Annotated in this window: 24 protein-coding genes, 3 tRNA genes and 1 other annotated feature; of the genes, 20 read left to right on the forward strand and 7 right to left on the reverse strand. The window is 30.4% G+C overall.

What is annotated here, in order from left to right:
* Positions 1-27: 27 nt before the first annotated feature.
* The 4 genes from argF to asnB all read right to left on the reverse strand — a co-directional run bounded on the left by argF (position 28) and on the right by asnB (position 7,201).
* Complete coding sequence (gene argF, locus ACAG39_08015) at positions 28-957, reverse strand: ornithine carbamoyltransferase (protein MEZ0537187.1); 930 nt, start codon at positions 955-957, stop codon at positions 28-30.
* Positions 932-4,180 (reverse strand): carbamoyl-phosphate synthase (glutamine-hydrolyzing) large subunit, encoded by a 3,249-nt coding sequence (carB, locus tag ACAG39_08020; protein ID MEZ0537188.1) that lies wholly within the window; start codon positions 4,178-4,180, stop codon positions 932-934. Before carB ends, argF begins: the two co-directional genes overlap by 26 nt.
* Positions 4,181-4,183: 3 nt before the next feature.
* A complete protein-coding gene (gene carA, locus ACAG39_08025) occupies positions 4,184-5,254 on the reverse strand; it encodes a glutamine-hydrolyzing carbamoyl-phosphate synthase small subunit (protein ID MEZ0537189.1) in 1,071 nt (356 codons plus the stop codon).
* A gap of 120 nt (positions 5,255-5,374) precedes the next feature.
* On the reverse strand, positions 5,375-7,201 hold the full coding sequence (asnB, locus tag ACAG39_08030) for an asparagine synthase (glutamine-hydrolyzing) (protein MEZ0537190.1): 1,827 nt from the start codon (positions 7,199-7,201) through the stop codon (positions 5,375-5,377).
* A 153-nt stretch (positions 7,202-7,354) separates the two neighbouring features.
* Between asnB and ACAG39_08035 the strand changes: the two genes are divergently transcribed.
* The 15 genes from ACAG39_08035 to ACAG39_08105 all read left to right on the forward strand — a co-directional run bounded on the left by ACAG39_08035 (position 7,355) and on the right by ACAG39_08105 (position 14,539).
* Positions 7,355-7,445 (forward strand) — tRNA-Ser (locus ACAG39_08035).
* A 242-nt stretch (positions 7,446-7,687) separates the two neighbouring features.
* On the forward strand, positions 7,688-8,554 hold the full coding sequence (gene ispE / locus ACAG39_08040) for a 4-(cytidine 5'-diphospho)-2-C-methyl-D-erythritol kinase (protein ID MEZ0537191.1): 867 nt from the start codon (positions 7,688-7,690) through the stop codon (positions 8,552-8,554).
* Entirely contained in the window at positions 8,547-9,233 is a 687-nt protein-coding gene (locus tag ACAG39_08045; protein ID MEZ0537192.1) for a GntR family transcriptional regulator, read from the forward strand. The genes ispE and ACAG39_08045 overlap by 8 nt, the downstream gene beginning before the upstream one ends.
* Before the next feature lie 12 nt (positions 9,234-9,245).
* Positions 9,246-10,007, forward strand: a complete 762-nt coding sequence (locus tag ACAG39_08050; protein ID MEZ0537193.1) for a nucleotidyltransferase family protein — start codon at positions 9,246-9,248, stop codon at positions 10,005-10,007.
* A 78-nt stretch (positions 10,008-10,085) separates the two neighbouring features.
* Complete coding sequence (locus tag ACAG39_08055) at positions 10,086-10,298, forward strand: DUF1858 domain-containing protein (protein MEZ0537194.1); 213 nt, start codon at positions 10,086-10,088, stop codon at positions 10,296-10,298.
* A gap of 53 nt (positions 10,299-10,351) precedes the next feature.
* A tRNA-Gly gene (locus ACAG39_08060) sits at positions 10,352-10,425 on the forward strand.
* Between the two features lie 44 nt (positions 10,426-10,469).
* A tRNA-Thr gene (locus ACAG39_08065) sits at positions 10,470-10,545 on the forward strand.
* Between the two features lie 160 nt (positions 10,546-10,705).
* The gene (rpmG, locus tag ACAG39_08070; GenBank protein ID MEZ0537195.1) at positions 10,706-10,870 is read left to right on the forward strand and encodes a 50S ribosomal protein L33; all 165 of its coding nucleotides are present in this window, start codon (positions 10,706-10,708) and stop codon (positions 10,868-10,870) included.
* Between the two features lie 24 nt (positions 10,871-10,894).
* Positions 10,895-11,185 (forward strand): preprotein translocase subunit SecE, encoded by a 291-nt coding sequence (gene secE / locus ACAG39_08075; protein MEZ0537196.1) that lies wholly within the window; start codon positions 10,895-10,897, stop codon positions 11,183-11,185.
* A gap of 29 nt (positions 11,186-11,214) precedes the next feature.
* On the forward strand, positions 11,215-11,739 hold the full coding sequence (nusG, locus tag ACAG39_08080; protein ID MEZ0537197.1) for a transcription termination/antitermination protein NusG: 525 nt from the start codon (positions 11,215-11,217) through the stop codon (positions 11,737-11,739).
* Positions 11,740-11,758: 19 nt separating this feature from the next.
* The gene (gene rplK / locus ACAG39_08085; protein MEZ0537198.1) at positions 11,759-12,184 is read left to right on the forward strand and encodes a 50S ribosomal protein L11; all 426 of its coding nucleotides are present in this window, start codon (positions 11,759-11,761) and stop codon (positions 12,182-12,184) included.
* Between the two features lie 65 nt (positions 12,185-12,249).
* Complete coding sequence (gene rplA, locus ACAG39_08090; GenBank protein MEZ0537199.1) at positions 12,250-12,942, forward strand: 50S ribosomal protein L1; 693 nt, start codon at positions 12,250-12,252, stop codon at positions 12,940-12,942.
* Positions 12,940-13,102, forward strand: a sequence feature (ribosomal protein L10 leader region). (Overlaps the previous gene by 3 nt.)
* 11 nt (positions 13,103-13,113) lie before the next feature.
* On the forward strand, positions 13,114-13,638 hold the full coding sequence (gene rplJ, locus ACAG39_08095; GenBank protein MEZ0537200.1) for a 50S ribosomal protein L10: 525 nt from the start codon (positions 13,114-13,116) through the stop codon (positions 13,636-13,638).
* Between the two features lie 41 nt (positions 13,639-13,679).
* Positions 13,680-14,060: a 50S ribosomal protein L7/L12 gene (gene rplL, locus ACAG39_08100; protein MEZ0537201.1), complete on the forward strand. Its 381-nt coding sequence runs from the start codon at positions 13,680-13,682 to the stop codon at positions 14,058-14,060.
* Between the two features lie 113 nt (positions 14,061-14,173).
* Positions 14,174-14,539, forward strand: coding sequence for a hypothetical protein (locus ACAG39_08105; protein MEZ0537202.1), 366 nt, complete (start codon positions 14,174-14,176; stop codon positions 14,537-14,539).
* A 31-nt stretch (positions 14,540-14,570) separates the two neighbouring features.
* On the opposite strand, the gene ACAG39_08110 is transcribed toward ACAG39_08105, so the two are convergent.
* Positions 14,571-16,361, reverse strand: coding sequence for an ABC transporter ATP-binding protein (locus ACAG39_08110; GenBank protein ID MEZ0537203.1), 1,791 nt, complete (start codon positions 16,359-16,361; stop codon positions 14,571-14,573).
* Complete coding sequence (locus ACAG39_08115; protein ID MEZ0537204.1) at positions 16,361-18,100, reverse strand: ABC transporter ATP-binding protein; 1,740 nt, start codon at positions 18,098-18,100, stop codon at positions 16,361-16,363. Before ACAG39_08115 ends, ACAG39_08110 begins: the two co-directional genes overlap by 1 nt.
* Positions 18,101-18,305: 205 nt before the next feature.
* Between ACAG39_08115 and ACAG39_08120 the strand changes: the two genes are divergently transcribed.
* Genes ACAG39_08120 through ispD form a run of 3 tightly spaced genes read left to right on the forward strand, consistent with a single transcriptional unit; the run spans position 18,306 to position 23,262 of the window.
* Complete coding sequence (locus tag ACAG39_08120; GenBank protein MEZ0537205.1) at positions 18,306-20,873, forward strand: cation-translocating P-type ATPase; 2,568 nt, start codon at positions 18,306-18,308, stop codon at positions 20,871-20,873.
* Between the two features lie 49 nt (positions 20,874-20,922).
* Positions 20,923-22,572: an FAD-dependent oxidoreductase gene (locus tag ACAG39_08125; GenBank protein ID MEZ0537206.1), complete on the forward strand. Its 1,650-nt coding sequence runs from the start codon at positions 20,923-20,925 to the stop codon at positions 22,570-22,572.
* Positions 22,573-22,587: 15 nt separating this feature from the next.
* Positions 22,588-23,262, forward strand: coding sequence for a 2-C-methyl-D-erythritol 4-phosphate cytidylyltransferase (gene ispD, locus ACAG39_08130; protein MEZ0537207.1), 675 nt, complete (start codon positions 22,588-22,590; stop codon positions 23,260-23,262).
* On the opposite strand, the gene ACAG39_08135 is transcribed toward ispD, so the two are convergent.
* A complete protein-coding gene (locus tag ACAG39_08135; GenBank protein MEZ0537208.1) occupies positions 23,249-24,004 on the reverse strand; it encodes a DUF6062 family protein in 756 nt (251 codons plus the stop codon). The two genes, ispD and ACAG39_08135, sit on opposite strands and share 14 nt — an antisense overlap.
* Before the next feature lie 122 nt (positions 24,005-24,126).
* On the opposite strand from ACAG39_08135, the gene ACAG39_08140 reads away from it, so the two are divergent.
* Positions 24,127-24,990: a DNA-3-methyladenine glycosylase gene (locus ACAG39_08140; protein MEZ0537209.1), complete on the forward strand. Its 864-nt coding sequence runs from the start codon at positions 24,127-24,129 to the stop codon at positions 24,988-24,990.
* Positions 24,987-25,694, forward strand: coding sequence for a PrsW family intramembrane metalloprotease (locus tag ACAG39_08145; protein MEZ0537210.1), 708 nt, complete (start codon positions 24,987-24,989; stop codon positions 25,692-25,694). Before ACAG39_08140 ends, ACAG39_08145 begins: the two co-directional genes overlap by 4 nt.
* Positions 25,695-25,738 lie beyond the last annotated feature (44 nt).

The following is a 25,738-nucleotide window of genomic DNA, read 5'->3' on the forward strand; positions in this document are numbered from 1 at the left end:
GGGCTATATAGTTTTTGTACAGTCTCTTTATATTGAATTTTCATATACACAATAAATCATTATAGCTTTATGTGCATGTAATCTATTTTCTGCTTCATCAAATACCACTGATTTATTACCATCAATGACTTCATCTGAAACTTCATATCCTCTGTATGCAGGTAAGCAGTGCAAGAAAATTGCATCTTCTTTTGCTTTTGACATAAGATCACTATTTACTTGGAAGCCTTTGAAAGCTTTTAGTTTTTCAGCTTTTTGGTCTTCTTGTCCCATCGAGATCCACGTATCTGTATATACTACATCAGCATTATTCACTGCTTCTACTGGATTATCAGTTATCAATATATTTGAGCCACTTTTCTTTGCTTCATCTTTTATTAAATCAATAATGTTGCTATTCAAACTATATTCATTTGGTGTTGCAATACTAAAATCAATACCAAGTTTACTGCAAGCAATACCAAGTGTTGCAGCAACATTATTACCATCGCCTACGTATGATATTTTTAAATCAGAAAGTCTATTTTTATTTTCATATATTGTTAATAAATCAGCAATTATTTGTGTTGGATGGTAATCATCAGTTAAACCATTGATAATTGGGATTGAAGAATATTTTGCAAATTCTTCTACTTCTGATTGATTATAAGTTCTAATTACCATTAAATCGATATATCTTGATAGAACCTTAGCAGTGTCAGAGATAATCTCTCCTCTACCAAGTTGGAGGTCGTTTTTACTAAGATAAAGAGAATAACCTCCAAGTTGATAAATTCCTATCTCAAAGGAAACCCTTGTTCTAGTTGAAGATTTTGTAAAAAGAAGGCCAAGACATTTGTTTTTTAAATATAAATTGTATATACCTTTTTTAAGCTCCTTTTTTAATCTATATGATGAATCAACAAGATAAATAACATCTTCTTTTGTTAAATCATTTAGATGTAGAAAATGTTTCATAACAATCTATCCTTTCTCTACACTTTTTAATAATATCATTAAGGCAAAATATCTCATTATTTATTTCATTTAAATTTATTAGGACATCTAAATAAGCAATAGCTGAATCAGTGGATGTTAATGTAGTTATTCCAAATTCAACAGATATCCTTCTTATATTATATCCATATTGATCAATAGGTTGTTCAGTTGAAGGAATATTAATAATAAATGAGAATTTATCATCCTTTAACATCTTTTTAGCTTCTTCAAAATCAATAAAATTAATATTTAAATTGGATCTAAATAAATCTTTCATTTCATTTAAAGTATAGATGTTATAATTCATTTCATAAAGCTTTCTTACTGACTGGAGAAGAAAATCTCTTTCAGTCTTCGGGCCAATTATTAATGCACAACCTTCTTTCTTAAATTTATGATTAGAAGAGATAAAGGCCTTATATAAAGCTGAACTTAATGTGCTACCAATTCCTAAAACTTCACCGGTTGATTTCATTTCTGGTCCTAAATATGCATCAACCTTTGTTAACTTTGAAAATGAAAATACTGGAGCTTTAACAGTAAAATAATCAGGTTCTTTAACAAGTCCTGTCTTATAACCAAGTTCTTTTAACCATGAACCTAATATTAATTTGGTAGCAATATTAACCATTGGAACTCCTGTAACCTTTGAAAGTATAGGAACAGTTCTACTTGCTCTTGGATTTACTTCAATTACATATACATTATCATCTTTATCAATAACAAATTGTATATTAAATAACCCTACAATATTGAGTCTTCTTGCCAATTTTATAGTATATTCAACAATTTTTTCTTTTACTTTTTGTGATAATGAATATGTTGGATAAACAGCCATACTATCGCCAGAATGGACACCAGCTTTATCGATATGTTCCATAATACCTGGGATCAATACATCAGTTCCATCAGATATACCATCAACTTCAGCCTCTTTTCCAACAATATATTTATCAATTAAGATAGGATGCTTGATGGATATTTCTATGGCAGCTTTGATATAGTCTTTTAGTTGTTCATCATTATAAACAATCTGCATTGCTCTTCCACCTAGTACATAAGAGGGTCTAACTAATACTGGATATCCTATCTTATTTGCTACTTTTAAAGCTTCTTCTTGAGAATATGCACTGCCACCCTGTGGAAACAAAATATTTAGTTCTTTTAAAAGGTTCAGAAATTTTTCTCTATCTTCAGCGATATCAATACTTTCTATTGATGTTCCAAGTATTTTTACATTATTTTTTGCAAGAAAGCTTGCCATATTAATTGAGGTTTGTCCACCAAACTGAACAATTACTCCTTCAGGCTTTTCGTTTTTAATGATATCTAAGACGCATTCTTTAGTAAGTGGTTCAAAATAAAGTTTATCAGATGTATCAAAATCTGTTGAAACAGTTTCTGGATTATTATTTATAATTATTGCTTCAACTCCTGCTTCTTTAAGTGCAAAAACTGACTGAACACAGCAATAGTCAAATTCAATACCTTGGCCAATTCTAATGGGTCCAGAACCAATTACAATAACTTTTTTATTATTAGTAGAAATAAAATCATTATGGGTATCATAAGTAGAATAGTAATATGGAGTTTTTGCTTCAAATTCTGCAGCACAAGTATCAACCATCTTAAATGATGGCTTTAGTTTACATTTTTCTCTAATCTGAATAACTTCATCAACATCTTCTTTTAATAAGTTAGCAATATAAGAATCTCCAAAACCCATCTTTTTTGCCTGTTCAAGTAATTCGTATGGAAGAGAATCAATATCATATTTTTTTAATTTCTTTGAAAGCCATGTAATATTTTTTAATTTATTTAGAAAAAATAAGTCAATTTTTGAATAATCATAAATTTCTGTACATGAGAAACCTCGTGTTAAAGCTTCGCAAACTGCAAATATTCTTTCATCGTTAGGGATTTTAATATATTCTATAAGCTCTTTGTTATCCATTTCTTCAAACTTTTTAAGGCCTAATTGATAATTTATTTTTACGTCAAGTGAATCTATAGCTTTTAAAAATGCTTCCTCAAATGTTCTACCGATTGCCATAACCTCTCCAGTAGATTTCATCTGTGTTCCAAGTTTTCTATCAGCATTTTCAAACTTATCAAATGGCCATCTTGGAACCTTTACAACAACATAGTCTATTGAAGGTTCAAAACTTGAGAAGGTATTTTGAGTAATTGGATTAATAATTTCATCTAATGTAAGCCCAACTGCAATTTTTGCAGCAATTCTAGCAATAGGATACCCTGTTGCTTTTGAAGCTAATGCTGATGAGCGACTTACCCTTGGGTTTACTTCTATTACAACATACTCCATACTGCTTGGATTCAGTGCAAACTGGACATTACAACCGCCTTCAATTTTAAGCCCCCTTATTATATTTATAGAAGCACGTCTTAGCATTTGATACTCTTTATCTGATAATGTTTGTGAAGGAGCAACAACAATACTGTCACCAGTATGGACACCAACAGGATCAATATTTTCCATATTACATACGATAATGCAATTGTCGTTGGAGTCACGCATAACCTCATACTCAATTTCCTTCCAACCAAGAACGCTTTGCTCAATTAGTACTTGATGTATTAAACTTAATTTAAGTCCTTTACTTACAATATATCTTAATTCTTCTTCTGAATAAGCAATACCACCTCCAGTTCCACCAAGAGTATATGCTGGGCGAACTATTACAGGATAACCTGTTATTTCATTAGCAAATTTTATAGCAGATTCAACATCATGAACAATAAGGCTTTTCGGGACAGGTTCGCCAATTTCCTCCATTGTTTTTTTAAATAATTCTCTATCCTCAGCTTTTTTAATAGTTTCTAAGTTTGATCCGAGTAATTTAACACCATACTTATCAAGAATACCTGACTCTGATAACTCAAATGCCATATTTAATGCTGTCTGCCCACCTAAGCCAGATATTAAACCATCTGGCCTTTCCTTTTTGATAACCTGTTCAATAAATTCTAAAGTTATTGGTTCTATATATATTCTATCCGCAATTTCAATATCAGTCATAATTGTGGCTGGATTACTATTAACTAAAACTACCTCAATACCTTCTTCTTTTAATGATCTGCATGCCTGTGTTCCAGAATAATCAAATTCTGCAGCCTGACCTATAATAATTGGCCCAGAACCAACTATCAAAACCTTGTTAATATCTTTTCTCTTTGGCATTATTTACACTCCATTCATAATGTTTAGATACTGATCAAAGATGTATTTTGAGTCATGTGGACCTGGACTTGCTTCTGGATGATACTGAACTGACAATATTGGATAATCTTTATGCATAAAACCTTCAACTGTTTTATCGTTGACGTTTATATGAGTTACTTTTATGCTTTCATATTCGACATTTTCTATTGCAAAGTTATGGTTTTGAGATGTTATATATACCTTACCTGTTTGAAGGTCCTTTACAGGATGATTTCCACCATGATGTCCAAATTTTAATTTATATGTCTTAAGCCCTAAGCACAATCCAAGCAATTGATGCCCTAAACAAATACCTAATATAGGCTTCTTTAAAGATATCAAATATTTTAGATTATCAAAAATCTGTTCTAAATCGGTTGGATCTCCAGGCCCATTTGAAAATACAAAACCCTCTGGGTTATACTCTAAAATCTTTTTAATATTTGTATTGTATGGGAAAACATATATATCAAAATTTCTTTCTTTTAATTCTCGCAAAATATTTTGTTTTATTCCAAAATCTAGTACAGCGATCTTTTTACCAGGTCCTTCAATATGATAAATCTCCTTGGTAGATACCTCATCAACCAAAAACCTTTTATTTCTTTTGTATCTTTGAATTTTATCTAACAGACTTGGGATATTATCATCTATTGTAGAGATAATTGCTAACATTGAACCGTTGTTTCTTATATGTTCTGTTATAGATCTTGTATCAACACCTTCAATTGCAATAATATCATTTTCTGCAAGATATTGATGAAGGGTTTTTTGACACCTGAAATTAGATGGCTCTTTACATGCTTCATGAACAATAAATCCTTCAACATGAGGTTTGTATGATTCAACATCATCTTGATTAATACCATAATTACCAATTAGAGGATAAGTCATTGTTACTATCTGTCCATTATATGATGGATCTGTTAAAACCTCTTGATATCCTGTCATACATGTATTGAAAACAACCTCGCCAATTGTTTCACCTTGAGCACCAAGCGATATTCCTTCATAAGTTAATCCATCTTCAAAAACAAGAATTGCTTTATTCATAAATCCATTACTCCCTCATAACTTTTTGATTAATAGAGTATCAAAATATGATTTATTTATCAATATCATTATATAACAATTATAATTATACAACAAAATGAATAATAATACAATATATTTTTAATATAATTGAATGTTGTATTTTGTAAGCCAATAATTTATTTGAATTAAATAACCAAACAACTGAGGGAGAGTCATTAACTGACCAAAAAATGGGATATTTAAAGTATCATTTTGATTATCTAAAAGGCTTTTTAAATAATCTTTGTTAATAATGTTGAAAAAATAAGGATGTGGATTATTATAAATATCTATTAATATATTTTTTATTAATCTAAAATATTGAGGATTATAAGTTTTTGGATAAGGACTTTTTCTCCTGTATATTATTTCATTTGGAAGTAAACCTTCAAAAGCTTTTCTTAAAAGCCCCTTTTCAATATTATTATAGTATTTGATTTTCCATGGAATATTAAATAATAGTTCTACTATTCTGTAATCAGCAAATGGAACTCTAACCTCAAGGCTATTTGCCATTGACATTCTATCTTTTCGATTTAATAAAGTTACCATAAACCATTTAATATTAAGATAAAAGAGCCTTCTATGAAGTTTTTGTTCATCACTTTCGCTATGGATAATTGGAGCTTTAGTAATAGATTCTTTATATTTTTCTTCAACATATTCATGCAACAATTCTTTATCAAAGTAAGATGATAATAGATTTTTTCTAAACATTAATGATCTTGCCCATGGAAATAACTTTGCAGTTTTGTAATCATCTCTCCAATACCAAGGATAACCACCAAAAATTTCATCAGCACATTCTCCAGAAAGAGCTACTGTAGCTTCTTTTTTTATTTCTTTACAAAAAAGATATAATGATGAATCTATATCAGCCATTCCAGGTAGGTCATTTGCATAAAGTGCTTCTTCTAGAGAATGAACTAATGTATCTTGTTCTATTTCAATTATTTTGTGATAGCTATTAATTGAATTTGAAACAGTTAAAGCATATTGGGTATCCATTGTTGGTTGTAGCAAATTTTCCTTAAAGTATAAATTATTATCTTTATAATCAATAGAAAATGTTTTTAAATTATTTATATACTTTGATGTAATTAAAGATATTATACTTGAGTCTAATCCACCTGAAAGAAATGTTACTATTCCTACATCTGATACTGTTTGTCTTTTTATTGCATCAGATACTAATATCCTTATATGTTCAATAAGTTCATTAATAGGATATTTATTTTCATATATAGGCAAACTCCAATATTCTTTTACAGTTAATTTTTTATTTGAATATAGTATATAATGTGCAGGGGGTAATTCATTTATATCTTTAAAAATAGCAGAAAAAGGTGAACGAGCAGGTCCTAAGCCTATTAATTCACAAACACCTTTTTGGTCAACCTTTGTGGATACAAATGAACTTTTTAGCAAGGCTTTAATTTCTGATGCAAAGATAAATGTATTATTAATATAGGAATAAAATAATGGCTTAACGCCTAAATGGTCTCTTGCTAAAAAAAGAGTTTTGTCTTCTTCACACCAAATAGCAAATGAAAAAATTCCATTTATTTTTTCTAAACATTTTTCCTTCCATTGAATATAAGAAGAGAGTAATACTTCTGTATCAGAATATGAATTAAAGCTATGACCTAATAATAATAATTCATGTCTTAATTCGTTGGTATTATAAAGTTCACCGTTATAAACAATAATGTATGTTTTGCCATTAAAAACTTTCTTCATAGGTTGCTTACCACCTACTGGATCAATAACAATTAGTCTTCTATGGCCTAACAATATTTGATTGGAAAAATAAAAGCCAAATTGATCAGGGCCACGATGAGTTAAGACAGAAGTCATTGATTTAATATTATCTGTTTGATTTAATAAGTTGTTATCAAAACTTACTATGCCAGCTATACCGCACATCTTAATCCTCCTTATTGAAATTGACAATCATTATCAATACAATATATGATAAAAGTTAAATATTGGTGTTAATTAAAATTTGAAATAGCATATTGACATAAAAGATATATTAGTTTATAATCTTTATTGCGTTATGAAAAAAGAAGTTGATATGGAAGGGTGTCCGAGTGGTTTAAGGAGCTGGTCTTGAAAATCAGTGACCCGTTTACGCGGGCCGTGGGTTCGAATCCCACCCCTTCCGCCATAAATATAAAAGCGAATCGGTATAAAAAATACCGATTTTTTTTATTTATTTTGACAAAAATGTTATAATAATGAATATTATTAATATATAAGAATTAAAACTTTCGTGTTAAGAAATTTTTGTTATTAAATTATATATTAAAATTGATAAAATTGTTCTAAAAATGATAGAATATAAATTAGCTTATTTTATACACAATTGATTAACTATAAGACAAAACATCATGAAAGGTGTGGAATGAATTGAAGCTAAAAGCATACGCAAAAATAAATCTTACCCTTGATGTTTTAACAAAACGAGAGGATAATTATCATGAAATAAAAACAATCATGCAGACAGTAGATTTATATGATATAATCGACATTGAAGAAACAGATACAGATGAGATTGTTGTAACAACATCAAATGATAGCATTCCAACCGATAATAAAAACCATGCATATATTGCTGCATCAACCTTAAAGGAACGCTTTAACATAAAAAAAGGTGTAAAGATACATATTCAAAAAAACATACCAATTTCTGCCGGGTTAGCCGGTGGAAGTACAGATGCAGCAGCAGTATTAAAAGGTTTAAATAAGATGTTTGATTTAAATCTTAGTATTGAAGAACTTATGAAGATAGGTCAAGAAATTGGTGCTGATGTTCCATTCTGCTTAGTTAGAGGAACAGCTTTATGCGAGGGTATTGGCGAAAAAGTGAGCGTACTTCCTTCATGTCCTCAAATGAACATACTTATTGCAAAACCAGAGGTCTATGTTTCTACTCAAGCAGTATATGAAGCATTAGATCTTTCTAAAATAAAGAAAAGACCTGATACAGAAGCTATGTTAAATGCAATAAATGATGGGAATATTAGATTAATTGCAAAGAATCTATGCAATGTGTTAGAAACAGTCACTATAAATCAACATCCTATTATAAATAAAGTAAAAGATATAATGAGAAATAACAATGCATTAGGCGTTTTAATGACAGGGAGCGGGCCTGCGGTCTTTGGTATTTTCAACAATAAATACGATGCAATAACTACATCAGAAAGACTAAAGGTATTTATTAAAGAAACTATATTGACAACAACTACTAATGGGGTTGAATATTATGAATGAAAAAAATGATTCACAATTTTTTATAATAGATAACTATAAACCATTAAGAGATATTGTTTTTGAAAAATTAAGAGATATGATTGTTTCAGGTGATTTAAAACCTGGAGAGAGACTTATGGAAATAAAACTTGCTGATTTATTAGGAGTTTCGCGAACCCCTATAAGAGAAGCAATTAGAAAATTAGAATTAGAAGGTTTGGTTATAATGCTTCCAAGGAAGGGAGCTTATGTTGCAGGCATCTCTGAAAAAGAGATTATGGATGTTTTAGAACTTAGAGCTGTTCTCGATAAATTAGCTGCATCTTTAGCAGCTCAGAGAATGAGCAAAAATGAAAAAGAACAAATGATTGAGATATTACATTCATTTGAAAAAAACTTTAAAGTAGGAAATATAGAAGGATTAATTAATGATGATATAAGGTTACATGATGTTATATATGCTGGTTCAAAAAATGAAAAGCTTCAGCAAATTATAAATAACTTACGTGAACAAATAATGAGATTTAGAATTATATATCTAAAAGAGATTTTTCTAAAAAGCGAGGATATTTTAAAAGAGCATCAAGAAATAGTCTCAGCTATTATTTCGGGTAATTGTAAAGAGGCTGAATTGATTGCTGAAAGACATATAAAGAACCAAGAGAGAGAACTTATAAATAGCCTAAAAAAAAGAGGATAGGTGGAAATTGCTATGGTGAATGCTGTTATTTTAGCAGGTTCTGATTTGTCAAAAGCAGGTACAGAATATGAATACAAAGCATTAATAAGGTTAAATGATAGATATATGATTGAATACGTTCTTGATGCTGTGACACAGGCAAGATATATAAATAGAGTTGTTGTTATAGGTCCTAAAGAACTACTTACATCAGAGCTCTTACCAAATGAAAAATATACAAAAGTAGAGTTTATTGATCAGGATTTATCAATAATGAAGAATGCAAAAAAGGCTATTGAATACTTAAATGAGAACTTAAAAGTAATGTTTTTGACATGTGATATTCCTTTCATTACATCTGAAGCAGTTGATAAATTTATTGAACAATCAATGCAAAGTGGTGCTGATATATGTTATCCAATAGTAGAGAAAAAAGTCAATGACACTAAATATCCTGAAATGAAAAGAACCTATGGAACTGTCAAAGAAGGGACTTTTACAGGAGGAAATGTTGTTCTTGTAAATCCAGCTATATTTGACAAATGTTATGAAGTGGCTGAAAAATTGGTTGAGAAAAGAAAAAATCCAATTGCAATGGCTAGAATTATAGGCCCTACAATACTTTTATTGTTTTTAACAAAAAAATTATCAATAAAGAGAGTTGAAAAAAGGGTTTCGAAGGTTTTTAAAATAAAAGCTAAGGCAATCATTTCTACATATCCTGAAATAGGTCAGGATGTTGATAAAGAGTCAGACCTAAAGGCAGCTAATCAATATTTTAATAAAAGAGATTAAATAATATATTAAAAAAAGAAATTTTGTGGTAAAATATATTCATATTTATTTTATTTTTTCGTGTTAGGAGGTTTTAAAATGGCTAAAGTTACAACTGATATGATAATTGCTGATGTTCTTAGAATTGATAGAGGCACTATTCCTATATTTTTAAATAACGGTCTTCATTGTTTAGGATGTCCATCATCTCAAGGCGAAAGTATAGAAGAGGCTTGTGCTCTTCATGGTATAGATGCCCAAAAATTAGTTGATGAGCTTAATCAATATCTTGAATCAAAAGAACAGGCATAAAAAAATACTTTACTTTTTGAAAAAATGATATTAAAATATATCTTGCTATGAAAGCGGGTGTAGTTCAATGGTAGAACACCAGCTTCCCAAGCTGGCAGCGTGGGTTCGATTCCCATCACCCGCTCCACAAAGCAAAATAAGGGCAAATTTGCCCTTTCTTTTTGTAGACATGCCCATGTAGCTCAGTCGGCAGAGTAACGCCTTGGTAAGGCGTAGGTCGGGGGTTCGATTCCCCTCGTGGGCTCCATTTTATTTATTGTTGACAATTTTCTTTGTTTATGATAAATTATAATGGCAACTAAATAGAGCTTATTTTTTTTTGTATTTTTTTAGTCAAGTTGCTGAACAAAATATATTGATGATAACATAGAGAAATTATGCTTTCTAAGATTCCGGAGGTGAAAAAAATGGCAGTAAAAGGGGCAAGATTAACAATCCATTTAGAATGCACAGAATGCAAGAATAGAAACTACACAACAGAAAAGAATAAGAAGAACGACCCGGATAGAATGGAGCTAAAGAAATATTGCAGATTTTGTGGCAAACATACAAATCATAAAGAAACAAAATAATAGAATAAAGAGGATGTGTGTGTTATGGGTTTTTTGAAAAATAAAGATGGAAATAATAATACAAAGAAAGAAGCTGCAAAATCCTCAGTTCCAAAAAAACCAAAGATAACATTTAAGGAATGGTGGGCAAGAACTAGTAAGTTTTTCAGAGATGTAAAGGCTGAAATGAAAAAGGTAATCTGGCCATCAAAAAAACAAGTATACCAACACACAATTGTTGTTCTTGCTGTTATGGCTTTCTTTGCTATATTTATACTTTTGATTGACCAAATATATAATTGGGTCTTATTTAAATTAATATTAAATATTGGATAAAGGAGGGGCAGGCTTTTTAGCCCTTCAACATGAGTGATAAAAGAGCAAAGTGGTATGTTGTTCATACTTATTCAGGGTATGAAAATAAAGTAAAAGCTAATCTTGAAAAGATTATTGAAAATCGTAATTTAAATGAACGAATTGTTGATATTCAAATACCAACAGAGATTGTTTTTGAGGTCAAAAATGGTAAACAAGTTAAAAAGGAAAAGAAGAAATTTCCGTCATACGTATTGATTAAGGCTATTATGGATAATGAGATCTGGTATATTATTCGTAATGTAAGTGGTGTGACAGGTTTTGTTGGTCCCGACTCAAAACCAACACCTTTAACCGAAGAAGAAATTGAAACAATGGGTATTAAGGATCAAGTTATTCATGTTTTAGACTATGATGTAGGTGATAGTGTAAAGGTTATATCAGGACCATTTTCAGATTTCTATGGTTCTGTTATGGAAATAAATAAGGAAAAAAACAAGGTTAAAGTTGTACTAAACTTATTTGGGCGTGAGACCCCGGTTGAATTAGATTTTAATCAAGTAGAAAAGTACTAAGTTTTGGAGGTGAAATAACATGGCAAAAAAAGTTGTTACACAAGTAAAATTACAAATTCCTGCAGGTAAAGCAACACCAGCACCACCAGTTGGGCCTGCACTTGGTCAACATGGTGTTAACATAATGCAGTTTTGTAAAGAGTTTAACGAAAGAACAGCAAAGGAAGCTGGAATGATTATACCAGTTGTTTTAACAGTTTATTCTGATAGATCATTTACTTTTATTACAAAGACACCACCAGCTTCTGTATTACTAAAGAAAGCAGCTGGTATTGAAAGTGGCTCGCCAAAGCCAAATAAACAAAAGGTTGCTACACTAAAGAGAGATGTAATAAGAAAAATTGCTGAACAAAAGATGGCTGATTTAACAGCAGGATCAATAGAAGCTGCTATGAGAACAATAGAAGGAACAGCAAGAAGTATGGGCATTGTTGTTGAAGACTAATTTGGTTTGCTTTCTTTTAAAGTGGGAGGCAAAGACCGATAATACCACGAAAGGGAGGATAAATAATGTTTAGAGGGAAAAAATATCAAGAAGCATTGAAAGTAATTGACAAATCAAAACTTTATGAATGCGAAGAAGCAATTGAAACAGCTTTAAAAACTGCAAAAGCAAAATTTGACGAGACACTTGAAGTTCATATTAGACTTGGTGTTGATCCAAGACATGCTGACCAACAAGTAAGAGGGACAGTTGTATTACCAAACGGAACTGGTAAATCTGTTAAGGTTTTAGTTTTTGCAAAAGGTGAAAAAGCAAAAGAAGCTGAAGAAGCTGGAGCAGATTATGTAGGAGCAGAAGAATTAGTTGCAAAGATTCAAAACGAAGGTTGGGTTGATTTCAACGTATGTATTGCTACACCAGATATGATGGGGTTAGTTGGAAGACTTGGTAAAGTACTTGGTCCAAAAGGTTTAATGCCAAACCCAAAATCAGGTACTGTTACAATGGATGTTGCAAAAGCTATTAAAGAAGCAAAAGCTGGTAGAGTTGAGTTTAGACTTGATAAAACAGCAATTATTCACTGCCCACTTGGAAAGGTTTCATTTGGGAAGGAAAAATTGGTTGAAAACTACAGAACCCTTGTTGAAGCAGTTATCAAAGCAAAACCTGCAGCAGCTAAAGGACAATATATAAAGAGCATTACTTTAGCTACAACAATGGGACCTGGAATTAAAGTAAACCCAGTAAAACCATTATAAATAAGCTTACTACAACCAAAGACAGTAGGTGCAAAGAAAAACTTTGCTTAATGTTTACCTACCGAGGTTGTAATCATAGATAGATAAGTTTAACTTATTCTTATACTATGTCATTACAGCCTCTTTAAGGTAATCTTAAAGAGGCTTTATTAATTTTAGGAGGTGAATAAATTGCCAAAGAACAGAGAAGTAAAAGAACAGCTTTTGAATGAATACAAAGATAAACTTTCAAGAGCAATTAGTGGTGTAATTGTTTGCAACAGAGGATTAACTGTTGAACAAGACACTTTATTTAGAAAAAAGCTTAGAGAAGCAGGTATTGAATACAAGGTTGTAAAGAAAACATTATTCACATTCGCTGCAAGAGAAGCAAATCTCTCAGATCTTGAGCAATTTTTCGAGGGACCAATAGCAATAGCAATGAGCTATGATGATCCAGTAAAAACAGCAAAGCTGGTTGTTGAAAGTGCTAAAGGACTCGAAAAATTAGAAATAAGAGGTGGCTTCATTGAAGGAAAGGTTATATCAGCGGCTGATGTAGAAGCTATTGCAAAACTTCCTTCAAGAGAAGAACTTGTTGCAAAAATGCTTGGTGGCTTAAACGCACCAATAAGTGGTTTAGTTGGAGTACTATCTGGTACAATAAGAAAGCTTGTTTATGCACTCGATGCTATATCTAAAAAGCAGAGTGCTTAATATAAACAAAAATATAATTTTATATAGGAGGTTAAAATAAGATGGCAAGTGAAAAAGTTTTAAAATTAATTGAAGAGATTAAAACATTAACAGTTTTAGAATTATCAGAAATGGTAAAAGCATTAGAAGAAGAATTTGGTGTAACAGCAGCAGCACCAGTTGCAGTAGCAGCAGCACCAGCAGCTGCAGCAGCACCAGCAGCAGAAGAAAAGACAGAATTCAATGTTGTATTAGCTGATGCAGGTGCAGACAAAATAAAGGTTATCAAAGTTGTTAGAGAAATCACAGGTCTTGGCTTAAAAGAAGCTAAAGATTTAGTTGATGGAGCTCCAAAGACTGTTAAAGAAAATGCTTCAAAAGATGAAGCAGAACAAATCAAGAAGAAACTTGAAGAAGTTGGAGCAAAGGTTGAACTTAAGTAATAATATTTTATATGGGCTAGAGAATTCTAGCCCATTTTATTTTGTAAAGCTTTGCAAAATAATTTGGTTATGATAATATAAAAATATAATTATTAAGAAAGGGACAAAAATAAATGCTTAATGAAAAACAAAAGGATGTTGTTGAAAAGATATTTGAGCTTCTTTCAACTATGGATGAAGCACTAAAACATATTATTAATAAGCAACTTGTTGAGATTAGATATGAAGATTCATTACATCTTTTAAATGATTTTGTCGAAGCTTTTACAAGTATAAATAATGCTGCTGAAGGGTTAGTAAATAACTATGATAATATTTTAGAAAAGGCATTAATACTTAAGAATAATTTATCAGACGTAATAGCAGCATATAATCAAAATAATTATGAAAAGATTGTTGAAATATATAAATATCAAATAATTCCTGCATTTAATACATGGAGAAATGAAATAGAGAGTAATTTATCTGAGATGAATTAAAAAGAGGCTGCCTTAAAAAGACAGCCTCTTTTCATTCTTTAAGGAATTTATACTGTGACATGTATAATTCATAATATGAACCTTTTTTATCCATTAGCTGGTCATGGCTTCCCATTTCAATGATTTGTCCATTCTCAATAACAAAAATTCTATCAGCATTTCTTATTGTTGATAATCTATGTGCTATAACAATTGAAGTTCTATTTTTAAGTAATCTTTCTATAGCCCTTTGGATTAGAATTTCAGTTTTTGTATCAACAGAGGAGGTTGCTTCATCAAGTATTAAAATTCTTGGATTTGCAAGTAGTGCTCTTGCAAATGAAATTAGCTGTCTTTGGCCTATTGAAAGTCTTGAACCTCTTTCATTTACCTCTGTATCATATCCTTTTTCCATATCAATTATAAAATCATGTGCATGAACAGCTTTTGCAGCATTAAAAACTTCAGAATCATGAGCATAAGGCTTTGGATATCTAATATTATCTTTTATTGTTCCAGAAAAAATAAAAGTATCTTGAAGCATTATACCCATTTGCTTTCTTAATGACCTTAGTGTAACCTTATTTATATCATATCCATCAATCAGTATTCTTCCACTTTGAGGTTCGTAAAATCTAGATATTAAATTAATAATTGTTGTCTTACCAGCACCAGTTTCTCCTACTAATGCTATTGTTTCACCTGGTTTTATTGTAAATGAAACATTTTTTAAAACAGGATTTTCTCCATCATATGAAAAAGTAACATTTTCAAATTTTATTTCACCTTTTACTGTTGGTAAATCAACAGCATTTGGATGATCTTTTACATCTGGTTCTGTATTTAATATCTCAAAAATTCTTTCGGTTGATGCCATTGCGACAAGTAATTGATTATAAAAGTTAGAGATATTGTTAATTGGCTGCCAAAACATTCCCATGTAATTAGAGAAAGCGACAATAGTACCTAATGTTGTGTAGCCCTTTCTCATCATCCAAATACCTACCATAAAGATTAAAACTGATGATAATGTTCCTGTAAAATCAACTGTTGGCCAAAACAAGTTGTTTACCTTTATAGCTTTAATCCATGTTTTCTTAAATGTAGTATTTAAGTCAAGAAATGTTTTATAGTTTTCCTCTTCACGAGTAAATGCTTGAGTTATTTTCATACCTTGTATGCTTTCATGGATATATGCGTTCATTGTTGATGATTTTTTTCTAACATCTTGCCATCTTGTTCGTATCCTATTTTTTAGAAGTATTATAAAAAACATCAAAAACGGCAAAACTCCAAATGCAACAAAGGATAACTTTACATCAATTGAAAGCATGATAATAATGATAAAAATTAAATTTATAGAATCTATTAAAACATTTAGTAAACTGTTTGAAAGTAAATCATTCAACGAGTCAACATCATTCATAATTCTAACCATTATTTTACCAGCTGGTCTTGAATCAAAAAAGTTTAGTGATAGTTTTTGTAAATGGTTAAACAGTTCCATTCTAATATCAGATACAACATGATTTCCAAGTCTTGTCATAGAATTTGCCCTAATTCTCAAGCTAATGACGTAAATAATTGTTAATGTAATATATATTAATGCTTTTAAATATAAACCTTTAACATTTTTCTTTGCAATATCGTCGTCAATAACTAATCTAATCAGATAAGGGCCTGCTAATGAATATATTGTTGCTAAAATCATAAATATGAATGAAATAAAAAAGTATTTTTTATACGGCTTAACATAAGATAATAATCTAATAAATTGTGTCCAATTAAAAGGCTTTGTAATAGGCTCGTCCTCTTCTATACGTTGTCTTACATTTGTAGCCATTATTCATCACCTTCTTTATTTTTACTAAATTCTTTGTATTGTTCAATATATATGTTATAATATCTACCTTTTTTTGCTAATAATTCATCATGATTACCTTGTTCTACAATTTGTCCATCCTCAATAAAATAAATTACATCGCAGTTTTTAACTGATGAAATTCTATGAGCAATAATAAAAACAGTGGAATTTACAAAATATTGATCAAGAGACTTTTGAATTATGTACTCTGTTTCCATATCAACAGCAGATGTTGAATCATCAAGAATTATTATCTTTGACTTTTTAAGCAACGCTCTTGCTATTGCAATTCTTTGTTTCTGTCCACCTGATAAGCCAATTCCACGTTCGCCAACTAGAGTATCATAACCATCGGGTAATTCTACAATGAACTCGTGTGCACAAGCAATCTTTGCAGCCTCTATTATCTCTTCCAAGCTAGCATTGGGGACACCATAAGCTATATTATTTGCTATTGTATCCGAAAATAAGAATGTTTCTTGAGGAACTATTGAAACTGCTTCACGAAGATTTTTCAGTTTGTACTCTTTTACATCTACGCCATCAACAAGTACTTGTCCTTTATAGCAGTCATAATATCTGGCAATTAAGTTTACTATAGATGTTTTACCAGAACCTGTTTCACCCATTATAGCAACCTTCATACCAGGTTTTACATCAATATTTATATCCTTTAGAATATCCTTTCCATAGTGTTTAAAATAAACATTTTTAAATTGAACACTCCCATTTTGAACCTTATGGTCAGATTTTCCGTCATTAATCTTTATAGGTGTATATAAAAGTCCAAAAACCCTTTCTGAAGATGCGTTTGCTCTTTCTATTAGATTAATAGCCCAACCAACTGACCTTAATGGCCCCATGATCATCCATATATAACCTTGGAATGCAAAAAGTGTACCAAGGGAAATGGAGTTATTTATTACTAAATAACCACCATAAATAAATATAACAAGTGTGCTTATTGAACTTGCAGCTTCAAGAATAGGGAAGAATTTACCCCATATAAGTCCAATATTAATATTTTGTTCCATATATTCTGTATTCACAGATGAGAATTTTTCAATCTCATAATCTTCCTGAGAGTATGCCTTAACTACTCTAATTCCAGTAATATTTTCCTGAGTAGCTGTATTTAGATTTGAATATTTCTCTCTATTTTTTCTGAACTCTGGTCTAATTGTTTTATCAAAAAAATAAGCTCCAACTAATATGAATGGTGAAGTAAGCAATATTGCTAAGGTTAGTTTAACATTCATTGTAAACATAATAATAAGAGCTATGACAAAATAAAAAAGGTTTTCAAAAAGCATTGGAAGTGCAGCCACAAAAAACATTCTAATACCTTCTAAATCGCCTGTTAGCCTTGCCATCAATTCACCAGTTCTTGTTTTATCATAAAATTCAAATGATTGTTTTTGAAGGAATGAGTAAAGCTGATTTCTAAAATCAAATATTAGTCTTTGTGATACAGTTTCGAATATGTACGATTGGGAATATCTGATAAGACCTCTAACAAGACTTATAGAAAGAAGGGTTAATAGAAACTTAAGAAGAAGGTTATAATGTTTTCCCATAACTACCTTATCAATTATGTTTTTTGAGATATAAGGGTTAATCATTGCTAATGTAATTGAGCATATTATTAGAAAATAACCTAAAATGATTAAGCTTTTGTACCGCTTGGCGTAAGGAATGAGTTTTTTAAAGTTATTCATTAGAATCACCTACCAAAGCATATATTTTTAGTTACGATTAATTATTATACTTCTATGAGTTACCAAAATAAATATCAGTATTTTAAAATTTATTGCTATTTTTTCGTTTATTTTTCCTATAAACCTTATAATTAATATTTTTACTAAAGTACTAATAAAATTTAATATAGCATTATAAAACTGCAAATGCATGGAGGTTATAAACATGGAAAGTATTATTGTTAAGAATAAAGGATTAAGTGAAGATGAAGCAAATAAAAGAATTGATAAATTTGGTCTTAATGATATAAACATAAATAATAAAAAGAAAGTATATAACATTCTTCTTGACCAATTTAAAGATATCCTGATTATTATATTAGCAATTTCAACAGCAATTTCATTTTTATTAGGTGAATGGCTTGATGCAATAGTAATTTTTATTATTATCATAATAAATGGCATTCTTGGTTTTATCCAAGAATTTAGAGCAGAAAAGGCAATAGAGTCACTACAAAGCTATATTTCATATAAAGCAAAAGTAATTAGAAATGGAAAAGTAGTAGATATTGATACCAAGTTTCTTACAATAGGTGATATTGTAATAGTAGAAGAGGGAGATAGAATACCTGCTGATGGGGAACTTCTTCAGGCAAAATCTTTATCTGTTGATGAATCATTACTTACAGGTGAGTCTGTACCAGTTATGAAATCTAATTATGATGACAATAAGGTATATATGGGTACTTATGTGGTTTCAGGTAAAGGAGTATTTAAAGTAACATCAGTAGGTCTTTCTACTAAGATGGGAAGCATAGCAAGAATGATAAGTGAGATTGAACAAGAGAAAACACCACTTCAACAAAGGTTAAATCAATTTGGTAAATGGCTTGCTTTAATATGCCTATCTGTTTGTTTTTTGATTGTAATATTAGGTATTTTAAGACATCAGGATATATATGAGATGTTTATGATTGGGATATCTTTATCGGTTGCAGCAATTCCTGAAGGGTTACCTGCTGTTGTAACTATTACATTAGCAATAGGTGTCCAAAGGATGGTCAAAAAGAATGCATTAATAAGAAAACTGTCATCTGTTGAAACATTAGGTTGTGTAGATATAATATGTACTGACAAAACGGGTACTTTAACTGAAAACAAGATGACAGTAAAAAAAATAGAAACAGTTTCCAAAATGATTGAGGTTGAAGGAAACGGCTATGATGTAAGGGGAAGAATACTTCAGGATGGGAAGATTATTAAAAATGAGCTTTTAGATAATATTGTTCTTTGCTCAAAGCTTTGTAATAATGCTACATTTGAGGTTAAAAAAGAGTTTGGGAATAAGACAAATTATATTGTAAAAGGAGATCCGACTGAGATAGCTTTATTAGTATTTTCATATAAATATAGCGAAAGATTAGGTGATTTTGAGAGAATTGATGAAATTCCTTTTGACTCTGATAAAAAATATATGGCTGTTTATTGTAAACATAACTCAGAATATTACCTTTTTGTAAAAGGTGCACTTGAAAATCTTCTGGAAAAGTGCTCTTTTTATATGGACAGCAATGGAGAAATTAAGGAGCTAAGTTTATATTCAAAAAAGATAATATTAGAAAAGAATGCAATGTTATGTAATAATGCAATGAGGGTTCTTTGCTTGTGCATGAAGAAAAATTCTAAAGTTATTGATGATTTAATATTCTTAGGTCTTGTTGGCATGATAGATCCACCAAAAAGAGGTGTGAAGGTAGCAATAGAAAGAGCAAAAAAAGCCGGGATAAAAACAATTATGATAACAGGCGATCATAAACTTACTGCTTATGCTATTGGAAAGGATTTAGGGATAGCAAATAGTTTCGAAGAGGTTGCAGAAGGAAATATTTTTGAGAATGATGAGGCAGATTATGATAAATACATAGATAAATTTAATATTTTTGCGAGGGTAAGTCCAAAGCATAAATTAAAAATTGTAAGAACACTTAAAAAGAAAAACCATATTGTTGCTATGACGGGAGATGGGGTAAATGATGCACCTGCAATAAAAGAATCTGATATTGGAATATCGATGGGTTTATCAGGCACTGATGTAACAAAAAATGTCGCCTCAATGGTTTTATTAGATGATAATTATTCTACAATAATATCGGCAGTTGAAGAAGGAAGAATAATATATAACAATATTAGGAAGTTTATTAAATACTTATTGGCATGCAATATTGGTGAGGTATTTACTATGTTTTTAGCGTCATTGCTTTTTTTGCCTCTTCCTCTTTTACCTATGCAAATATTATGGGTAAACCTTGTAACAGATGGACTTCCTGCTGCAGCACTATCAGTTTGTAGACCAGATGAAGACCTTATGGAAAAAAAACCAAGAAAAAAAGATGAAAGTATATTTGCAGATAGATTAATGGGTAAAATTATAGTAAGAGGAATTTTAATAGGGATTACTACATTAATATCATTTTATCTTCCATATAAAAATACAAATAACATTGAATTATCAAGAACATGTGCATTTGCAACACTTGTTATATCTCAATTAATATATGCTTTTGAATGCACATCAGAAAGGAGAGGGATATTTGAAATTAATATTTTTTCTAATATTTATTTATTCTTTGCTATATTAATTTCACTTGCTTTATTTTTAGCGGTTATACTAATACCATCTTTAGGTATTATATTTAATACCTATCGATTAACAAGAATTGAATGGATTATTGTATTAGCTTGTGCAACTACCCCATCAATTTTTAATTATTTGATTGAAAAAGATGTAGGTTAAGTGGTAAAATAGATGTGGCTTAAAATTTTTGAAAGGAGTTTTGAAAAACATGAAGATAGTTATTGTAGGTGGCGTAGCTGCTGGTGCTTCGGCTGCTACCAAGGCAAGAAGAACAAATGAAGATGCAGAGATTATTCTTCTTGAAAAGGGAGAATATGTATCATTTGCAAATTGTGGACTTCCATATTATGTGGGGGGTACCATTCAAAGAAGAGATAATCTTCTTGTTGTAAGCGAAAATATGTTAAGAACAAGATATAATATTGATGTTAGAACATCAAATGAGGTTGTAAAAATTAATAGGGACAGAAAAACCATTACTGTTGTAAACCACAAAGAAGGCAAGACATACGAAGAAAGTTATGATAAATTGATACTTGCAACAGGTGCAAGACCTTTTACACTTCCATTTTTAAATGATAAAACAAATTCATTTACCGTTTTTACAATAAATGATGTTGATAGAATAAAAGGATATATAAAAGAAGGCCATCTTAAAAAAGCTGTTGTTATTGGTGCCGGGTACATTGGTATGGAAACAGTTGAGCAATTAAGTATTTCAGGAATTGAAGTTACATTGGTTGAGCTTAAGGATTCTATTTTGCCTCAGTTTGATAAAGAACTAACAAACTTACTTGAGCATGAATTGAAAAATAGAGGAGTTAGAGTAAAAACTGGATTATCTGTTGTATCAGCAAATTATAAAGATGATAGAATTGTTTCTGTTGTTTTATCAAATGGAGATGTAATCGAAACTGATGCTGTATTTCAAACTGCTGGTGTAATACCAAATACAGAATTAGCAAAAGATGCTGGGCTTGAAGTAAATAGAGGTATTGTTGTAAATAAGTTTATGCAAACTTCTGATCCAGATATTTATGCTGCTGGAGATTCAGTTGAAATAAAAAGCCTTATACTTAATAAAGATACATGGATACCATTAGCAGGACCTGCTAATAAAGAAGGAAGAATTGCAGGTTTAAATGCTGCAGGTGGCAATATGGAGTTTGTTGGGGCTTTGGGTTCTTCTATAATAAAGGTATTTGACTTTGCAATAGCAAAAGTTGGACTTAATGAAAATGACTGCAAACAATATGGTATTAAATATAACGCAACAATAGTTCATCCGCTTCATCATGCTGGATACTATCCAGGTGGAAAGTCGCTTACAATAAAGCTACTATTTGATCCAGATGATGGAACTATTTTAGGTGTTCAGGTTTTAGGCCGTGAAGGAGTAGATAAAAGGGCTGATGTTGTTGCAACAGCAATGTATGCTAAACTTAAGGTGTTTGATTTAGAAAACCTTGATTTAGTTTATGCACCGCCATTTGGTTCTGCAAAAGACCCAATTATAATGGCAGGTATGACTGCTGCTAACATTGTAAGGAAAGAAGTAAACAATATTTTACCTGATAAGGTAAAAGAATTAATCGGAAATCAAGAATATGCTATAATAGATGTAAGGACACCAGAAGAATACGAATTTGGACATATTGAGGGTGCAATTAATATTCCAGTTGATGAACTAAGAAAGAGAATAGATGAAGTTCCAAAGGGTAAAAAAATAATTGCATACTGTGGTGTTGGGTTTAGATCATACCATGCTTGCCTTATTCTAAAATCAAAAGGCTTTGAATGTTTCAATATGTCTGGTGGATATACATCTTGGAGAATGTATTTCCCTGAAATTGATTAAAAAAGGGTGAAATTGATGATTACAGCTTTGGTTGTAGCAGGTGGTGTTGGCAAAAGGTTTGGGGGTTCTACCCCCAAACAATTTTTATACATAAATGATTTGATGATTATTGAGTATTCGCTTAGACTATTTCAAGAATGCTCACTTATAGATAATATTCTAGTTATGCTTCCGGAAGGATTTGATGATATTGGTGAAAAGCTTTTATCAAAGTATTCCAAACTATTTATGTATGGAATTGGAAAATCAGAAAGATCAAAAACAGTATATGAAGGATTAAAGCTTATTGACAAAAGATGCAGCTATGTTGCAATACATGATGCAGCAAGGCCTTGCCTTAAAATGAATGACTTAATTAATGTAATAAATGCAGCTAAAGAACATAGAGCTGCAGCACTTGGTGTAAAGGTTAAAGATACAATAAAAATGGTAGAGCAAGGATATATCACAAGCACAATTGATAGAGAAAAACTTGTTAGTATTCAAACACCACAGGTGTTTGAGTATAATCTAATAAAATATGCACATGAAAAATACTTTAACTTAAACCTTACAGATGATTTAGGATATATTGAGCTTCTGGGTATAAAACCTTATTTTATTGAAGGTAGTTTAACAAATATAAAGATTACAACACCTGAGGATTTAAAGATTGCATCACTTTTTATTACAGACCTCAATCAAACTTAGCTAATTTATTTACAGCATTTGATAAGGATGATCTTATTTCTTCAGTAATTACTGAGTTTGCATTCCTGTAATCAAATTGTTGTGTAAAGTCATGAACACTATTATAAAGACTTTCCATATTATCCATTTGAACCTTTAGTATTTTTAAAAGAAAATCTGATAATTTAGTTGAACTTAAGCTACTTTTTGACAATTTAATAATTTGATTTAGATGAGGCAAGCAAAACCCCTTTGTATTTAAAACCTTTTGTTGAAAATCTTTTTCATTTTTCCACATATAAAAGAACACGTCAAAATAACTATTCATCCTTTCATTAATCCTGTCACAAATAACACAGGAGTTATTTAGCGTATCTAAATATTTATTTAAATCATTAATTATATCCTCATTGCTTTTTGTTGACGAGATAAGTGCCTTTATAGGATTTAACTTTCTTTGGCTGTCCAAAGAAGATAGATATTTTGAAGCAATTGAAAATATATTTTTATTTACTTCCATTAAATGAGTTTCAAGTGTTAAGGCAAAAGGTAGCTTATTTTTTTGATTTAAAAGCATATAAAAATGTTTAGTGCAAAACCCTTTTTTATTTGTTTCAAGCCTTTCATCAACCTCCATAACGCTTTCACCAAGAACAATATCTATACATTGATTTTCATAATCTTTTTCAAGAACACAAAATGGACAATTTGAAACAACAGAAAAAGCATCATTAACTGGGATCATATAGATTTTTTCAGTCATGTTTATTCACCCTTTCATTTTATATGCATCTATTTTTATGTATAATATTAATATAACATTGTTTTTTTATATTTTAAATAATTTCCAAAAAACTAATTTTCATTCGAAAGGACTGAAATTTTTTGCAAATAAAAGAGTATAACAAGTTTATTAAAATCTCAGGGGAGTCTTTTGATTTAGCATCAACCTTTGAATCAGGACAATGCTTTAGATGGAATGCTATTGATAAGGATACATATTTAGGTGTTGTTAACAGCAAAGCAGTATTGATTACGAAAAATGAAGATCAAAGCGTTGATATATATAACGTATCTCCAGATGAATTTAAAAAATACTTTTATTGGTATTTTGACTTTGATAAGGACTATAACCAGATAATTGATGAATTAATAGGAAAAGATAAGATTCTACAAAAGGCTGTTTTAAAGTATAATGGAATGAGGCTTTTAAACCAAGAACCTTTTGAATGCATGATTTCCTTTATAATTTCTCAAAATAACAACATAAAAAGAATTAAAGGCATTATTGAGAGATTATGTGAAAGATATGGAAGACAAATTATTTTTAATCAAAACATTTTATATTCATTCCCAGAACCAGAGGATTTAAAAGATGTAAAACTCGAAGATTTACTTTCAATTGGACTTGGTTATAGAGCTGAATATGTAATAGATGCAGTAAAAAAGGTTTTAGATGGGGAAATTATCCTTGAAGAGCTTGAAGAAGTTGAATATGAACAGGCAAAAAAAGAACTCAAAAAAATAAAGGGAATAGGGGATAAGGTTGCAGATTGCATCCTGCTTTATTCTCTTAAAAAATATAATTCTTTTCCTTTAGATGTATGGACAAAAAGGGTATTAAATAATTTGTATGGTTTTAAAAGTAAATATGATATAGAAACATTTATTAAATCATTAGGTGAATATGCTGGATACGCACAATTGTTTTTATTTCACTATATACGAATGAATGGAGGAATGTTATGAATATTCCAAACAAACTTCTTATTTTAAGTGTTGCTCCATCAATATTTATAGCACTTTTTATCTATTTCAGGGATAGATACGAAAAAGAGCCTTTTAGATTGCTTATTAAGGTATTTGTTTTTGGAGCATTGATTAGTGCAGTTGTTGTTCCTGTAGAGCAATTCCTTATGGTTTATGGTAGAATTTCAGCAAGATCGCAACTTAGTTTTACATTCTTTGAGGCATTTATTGTAGCAGGTCTTACTGAGGAATACTTTAAAAGGTTTGTTGTTTTAAGGCTTGCTTATGATACACCTTTTTTTAATCAGCCATTTGATGGCATTGTTTATTGTGTTTTTTCAGCAGTTGGGTTTGCTGGAATTGAGAATATCGGATATGTATTATCAGTATTTCAGACATCACCACAAGATACAATGAGTGTTATAATCACAAGAGGCATAATGTCTGTGCCAGCTCATGCAATGTTTGGCATTGTTATGGGATATTATCTTGGATTTGCTAAATTTGCACCACCTTCTAAAGCTTATTTTTATCGTCAGGTTTCATTGATATATCCAATGATACTTCATGGATTTTATGATTTTATTTTAATGCTAAATGTTGAAGGTGCTATTTACATTGTGGGGGCATTTGAATTTTTCTTGCTTTTATACTGCTTTAAGCTAATTAAACAGAGCCAAGAAATATCAAGGCTGTATTTTTGAAAAACTTATTGACAACATAAAATTATGCTGTTATAATTAATAAT

The sequence above is a fragment of the Caldicellulosiruptoraceae bacterium PP1 genome (assembly GCA_041320695.1).
Taxonomy (GTDB): domain Bacteria; phylum Bacillota; class Thermoanaerobacteria; order Caldicellulosiruptorales; family Caldicellulosiruptoraceae; genus JBGGOQ01.

Excerpts from the sequence above, each read along its gene's own strand:
- ACAG39_08055 (MEZ0537194.1), top strand. The coding sequence starts at position 10,086 with ATGGCTAAAGTTACAACTGATATGATAATTGCTGATGTTCTTAGAATT.
- ACAG39_08145 (MEZ0537210.1), top strand. The coding sequence starts at position 24,987 with ATGAATATTCCAAACAAACTTCTTATTTTAAGTGTTGCTCCATCAATA.
- ACAG39_08115 (MEZ0537204.1), bottom strand. The coding sequence starts at position 18,100 with ATGAATAACTTTAAAAAACTCATTCCTTACGCCAAGCGGTACAAAAGC.
- ACAG39_08045 (MEZ0537192.1), top strand. The coding sequence starts at position 8,547 with ATGAATGAAAAAAATGATTCACAATTTTTTATAATAGATAACTATAAA.
- rplL (MEZ0537201.1), top strand. The coding sequence starts at position 13,680 with ATGGCAAGTGAAAAAGTTTTAAAATTAATTGAAGAGATTAAAACATTA.
- asnB (MEZ0537190.1), bottom strand. The coding sequence starts at position 7,201 with ATGTGCGGTATAGCTGGCATAGTAAGTTTTGATAACAACTTATTAAAT.
- ACAG39_08105 (MEZ0537202.1), top strand. The coding sequence starts at position 14,174 with ATGCTTAATGAAAAACAAAAGGATGTTGTTGAAAAGATATTTGAGCTT.
- rplK (MEZ0537198.1), top strand. The coding sequence starts at position 11,759 with ATGGCAAAAAAAGTTGTTACACAAGTAAAATTACAAATTCCTGCAGGT.
- rpmG (MEZ0537195.1), top strand. The coding sequence starts at position 10,706 with ATGGCAGTAAAAGGGGCAAGATTAACAATCCATTTAGAATGCACAGAA.
- nusG (MEZ0537197.1), top strand. The coding sequence starts at position 11,215 with ATGAGTGATAAAAGAGCAAAGTGGTATGTTGTTCATACTTATTCAGGG.
- secE (MEZ0537196.1), top strand. The coding sequence starts at position 10,895 with ATGGGTTTTTTGAAAAATAAAGATGGAAATAATAATACAAAGAAAGAA.
- ACAG39_08120 (MEZ0537205.1), top strand. The coding sequence starts at position 18,306 with ATGGAAAGTATTATTGTTAAGAATAAAGGATTAAGTGAAGATGAAGCA.
- ACAG39_08125 (MEZ0537206.1), top strand. The coding sequence starts at position 20,923 with ATGAAGATAGTTATTGTAGGTGGCGTAGCTGCTGGTGCTTCGGCTGCT.
- rplA (MEZ0537199.1), top strand. The coding sequence starts at position 12,250 with ATGTTTAGAGGGAAAAAATATCAAGAAGCATTGAAAGTAATTGACAAA.
- argF (MEZ0537187.1), bottom strand. The coding sequence starts at position 957 with ATGAAACATTTTCTACATCTAAATGATTTAACAAAAGAAGATGTTATT.
- ACAG39_08050 (MEZ0537193.1), top strand. The coding sequence starts at position 9,246 with ATGGTGAATGCTGTTATTTTAGCAGGTTCTGATTTGTCAAAAGCAGGT.
- carA (MEZ0537189.1), bottom strand. The coding sequence starts at position 5,254 with ATGAATAAAGCAATTCTTGTTTTTGAAGATGGATTAACTTATGAAGGA.
- ACAG39_08135 (MEZ0537208.1), bottom strand. The coding sequence starts at position 24,004 with ATGACTGAAAAAATCTATATGATCCCAGTTAATGATGCTTTTTCTGTT.
- ispD (MEZ0537207.1), top strand. The coding sequence starts at position 22,588 with ATGATTACAGCTTTGGTTGTAGCAGGTGGTGTTGGCAAAAGGTTTGGG.
- carB (MEZ0537188.1), bottom strand. The coding sequence starts at position 4,180 with ATGCCAAAGAGAAAAGATATTAACAAGGTTTTGATAGTTGGTTCTGGG.
- ACAG39_08110 (MEZ0537203.1), bottom strand. The coding sequence starts at position 16,361 with ATGGCTACAAATGTAAGACAACGTATAGAAGAGGACGAGCCTATTACA.